This is a genomic window from Marinobacter salinexigens (assembly GCF_008370345.1).
Classification (GTDB): Bacteria; Pseudomonadota; Gammaproteobacteria; order Pseudomonadales; family Oleiphilaceae; genus Marinobacter; species Marinobacter salinexigens.
The window spans coordinates 1-3491 of the sequence record NZ_VTUU01000020.1 but is presented as its reverse complement, the minus strand read 5'-3'; the positions used below and the strand labels follow the sequence as shown (position 1 = coordinate 3491).

The following is a 3491-nucleotide window of genomic DNA, read 5'->3' as shown; positions in this document are numbered from 1 at the left end:
GGGGCTATAGCTCAGCTGGGAGAGCGCCTGCCTTGCACGCAGGAGGTCGGCAGTTCGATCCTGCCTAGCTCCACCATATTAACTGACTAACCACATTGTGGGTTAGCAGTGTACAGAAACAAGCGTTTCGRTTTGATGAACGATCAARCGAAGCCCTTCTTTCTGATCACTGGGTCAGATTTGCTCTTTAACAAATTGGACGAGATAGAACACGAATATTCTTCTCTCATTATCTCCGAGAGAAGATGTTCAAAGTGATAGCGATTTCAAGCGTTATCCGGTGTTGTCGTTGAGGTTGTTGATGAAACGACTTYGAGTGACTGGGATCTTCGGATCACAGTTGTCTTGGGGTTATATAGTCAAGCAACTAAGCGCATACGGTGGATGCCTTGGCAGTCAGAGGCGATGAAAGACGTGTTAGCCTGCGATAAGGCTCGGGGAGCTGGCAAACAAGCTGTGATCCGGGCATCTCTGAATGGGGAAACCCACCGACTTTCGGGTCGGTATCTTGCACTGAATACATAGGTGTAAGAGGCGAACCGGGGGAACTGAAACATCTAAGTACCCCGAGGAAAAGAAATCAACCGAGATTCCCTCAGTAGCGGCGAGCGAACGGGGACCAGCCCTTAAGCTGAACAACTGGTAGGAGAAGGCTCTGGAAAGTGCCGCCATAGTGGGTGATAGCCCCGTATCCGAAACCTGAGTTCAGTGAAATCGAGTAGGACGGGACACGTGGTATCCTGTCTGAACATGGGGGGACCATCCTCCAAGGCTAAATACTCCTGACTGACCGATAGTGAACCAGTACCGTGAGGGAAAGGCGAAAAGAACCCCTGTGAGGGGAGTGAAATAGACCCTGAAACCGTATGCGTACAAGCAGTCGGAGCAGACTTGTTCTGTGACGGCGTACCTTTTGTATAATGGGTCAGCGACTTATGTTCAGTGGCGAGGTTAACCGTTTAGGGGAGCCGTAGGGAAACCGAGTCTGAATAGGGCGATTTAGTCGCTGGGCATAGACCCGAAACCGGGCGATCTATCCATGAGCAGGTTGAAGGTGCCGTAACAGGCACTGGAGGACCGAACCCACTGTCGTTGAAAAGCCAGGGGATGACTTGTGGATCGGAGTGAAAGGCTAATCAAGCCCGGAGATAGCTGGTTCTCCCCGAAAGCTATTTAGGTAGCGCCTCGGACGAATACCACAGGGGGTAGAGCACTGTTTGGGCTAGGGGGTCATCCCGACTTACCAACCCCATGCAAACTCCGAATACCTGTGAGTACTATCCGGGAGACACACGGCGGGTGCTAACGTCCGTCGTGAAGAGGGAAACAACCCAGACCGCCAGCTAAGGTCCCCAAGTACCAGTTAAGTGGGAAACGATGTGGGAAGGCTCAGACAGCTAGGAGGTTGGCTTAGAAGCAGCCACCCTTTAAAGAAAGCGTAATAGCTCACTAGTCGAGTCGGCCTGCGCGGAAGATGTAACGGGGCTCAAACTGGTCACCGAAGCTGCGGCTGCATACTTTGTATGCGGGGTAGGGGAGCGTTCTGTAAGCCTGCGAAGGTGAGTTGAGAAGCTTGCTGGAGGTATCAGAAGTGCGAATGCTGACATGAGTAACGACAATGCGGGTGAAAAACCCGCACGCCGGAAGACCAAGGGTTCCTGCGCAACGCTAATCGGCGCAGGGTGAGTCGGCCCCTAAGGCGAGACCGAAAGGTGTAGTCGATGGGAAACGGGTTAATATTCCCGTACCTTGGATAGCTGCGATGGAGAGACGGAGAAGGCTAGGTGAGCCGGGCGACGGTTGTCCCGGTTTAAGCGAGTAGGGAGAGGACTTAGGCAAATCCGGGTCCTTAATCCTGAGACGTGACGACGAGTTCCCTAGGGAATGAAGTCATTGATGCCCTGCTTCCAGGAAAATCTTCTAAGCTTCAGGCTATTCGAGACCGTACCCCAAACCGACACAGGTGGTCAGGTAGAGAATACCAAGGCGCTTGAGAGAACTCGGGTAAAGGAACTAGGCAAAATGGTGCCGTAACTTCGGGAGAAGGCACGCCGGCGTGTACGTGAAGCCCCTGCGGGTGGAGCGGAAGCCGGTCGAAGATACCAGGCCCCTGCGACTGTTTATTAAAAACACAGCACTCTGCAAACACGAAAGTGGACGTATAGGGTGTGACGCCTGCCCGGTGCCGGAAGGTTAATTGATGGGGTTAGCTTCGGCGAAGCTCTTGATCGAAGCCCCGGTAAACGGCGGCCGTAACTATAACGGTCCTAAGGTAGCGAAATTCCTTGTCGGGTAAGTTCCGACCTGCACGAATGGCGTAACGATGGGGGCGCTGTCTCTACCCGAGACTCAGTGAAATTGAAATCGCCGTGAAGATGCGGTGTATCCGCGGCTAGACGGAAAGACCCCGTGAACCTTTACTATAGCTTCACAGTGAACTTTGAGCATGCTTGTGTAGGATAGCTGGGAGGCTTTGAAACCAGGACGCCAGTTCTGGTGGAGCCAACCTTGAAATACCAGCCTGGCATGTTTGAGGTTCTAACTTCGTCCCCTTATCGGGGATAAGGACACTGTGTGGTGGGTAGTTTGACTGGGGCGGTCTCCTCCCAAAGCGTAACGGAGGAGCACAAAGGTGGGCTAAGCATGGTCGGACATCATGCGGTTAGTGTAATGGCACAAGCCCGCTTGACTGCGAGACAGACACGTCGAGCAGGTGCGAAAGCAGGTCATAGTGATCCGGTGGTTCTGTATGGAAGGGCCATCGCTCAACGGATAAAAGGTACTCCGGGGATAACAGGCTGATACCGCCCAAGAGTTCACATCGACGGCGGTGTTTGGCACCTCGATGTCGGCTCATCACATCCTGGGGCTGAAGCCGGTCCCAAGGGTATGGCTGTTCGCCATTTAAAGTGGTACGCGAGCTGGGTTTAGAACGTCGTGAGACAGTTCGGTCCCTATCTGCCGTGGACGTTGGAGATTTGAGGAAAGCTGCTCCTAGTACGAGAGGACCGGAGTGGACGAACCTCTGGTGTTCGGGTTGTGTCGCCAGACGCATTGCCCGGTAGCTATGTTCGGACAGGATAACCGCTGAAAGCATCTAAGCGGGAAGCCCCTTCCAAGATGAGATCTCCCTGGCCCCTCGAGGGCCCTGAAGAGCCGTTCAAGACCAGGACGTTGATAGGCTGGGTGTGTAAGCGCTGCGAGGCGTTGAGCTAACCAGTACTAATTGCTCGTGCGGCTTGACTATATAACACCCAAGACAACTGCGGATAATGCAGTGAAATCMAYATCACGTTCCATCTCGTCCCCCAGTGATCAATCGTTTTGCCTGACGACCATAGCGGTCTGGAACCACCTGATCCCATCCCGAACTCAGAAGTGAAACAGTCCTGCGCCGATGGTAGTGTGGCGTTGCCCATGTGAGAGTAGGTCATCGTCAGGCGCTTAATACCTAAACCCCAGCATCCTTGATGCTGGGGTTTTTTATTGCC

At 53.5% G+C, this 3491-nt stretch carries 1 tRNA gene and 2 rRNA genes; all 3 read left to right on the top strand.

Going from position 1 to position 3491, the window contains the following annotated elements:
* The 3 genes from FWJ25_RS19045 to rrf all read left to right on the top strand — a co-directional run bounded on the left by FWJ25_RS19045 (nucleotide 1) and on the right by rrf (nucleotide 3442).
* Nucleotides 1–76 (top strand) — tRNA-Ala (locus FWJ25_RS19045).
* A gap of 281 nt (nucleotides 77–357) precedes the next feature.
* A 23S ribosomal RNA gene (locus FWJ25_RS19040) occupies nucleotides 358–3247 on the top strand.
* 80 nt (nucleotides 3248–3327) lie between these two features.
* Nucleotides 3328–3442: ribosomal RNA gene (gene rrf, locus FWJ25_RS19035) — 5S ribosomal RNA — on the top strand.
* Nucleotides 3443–3491: the final 49 nt, after the last annotated feature.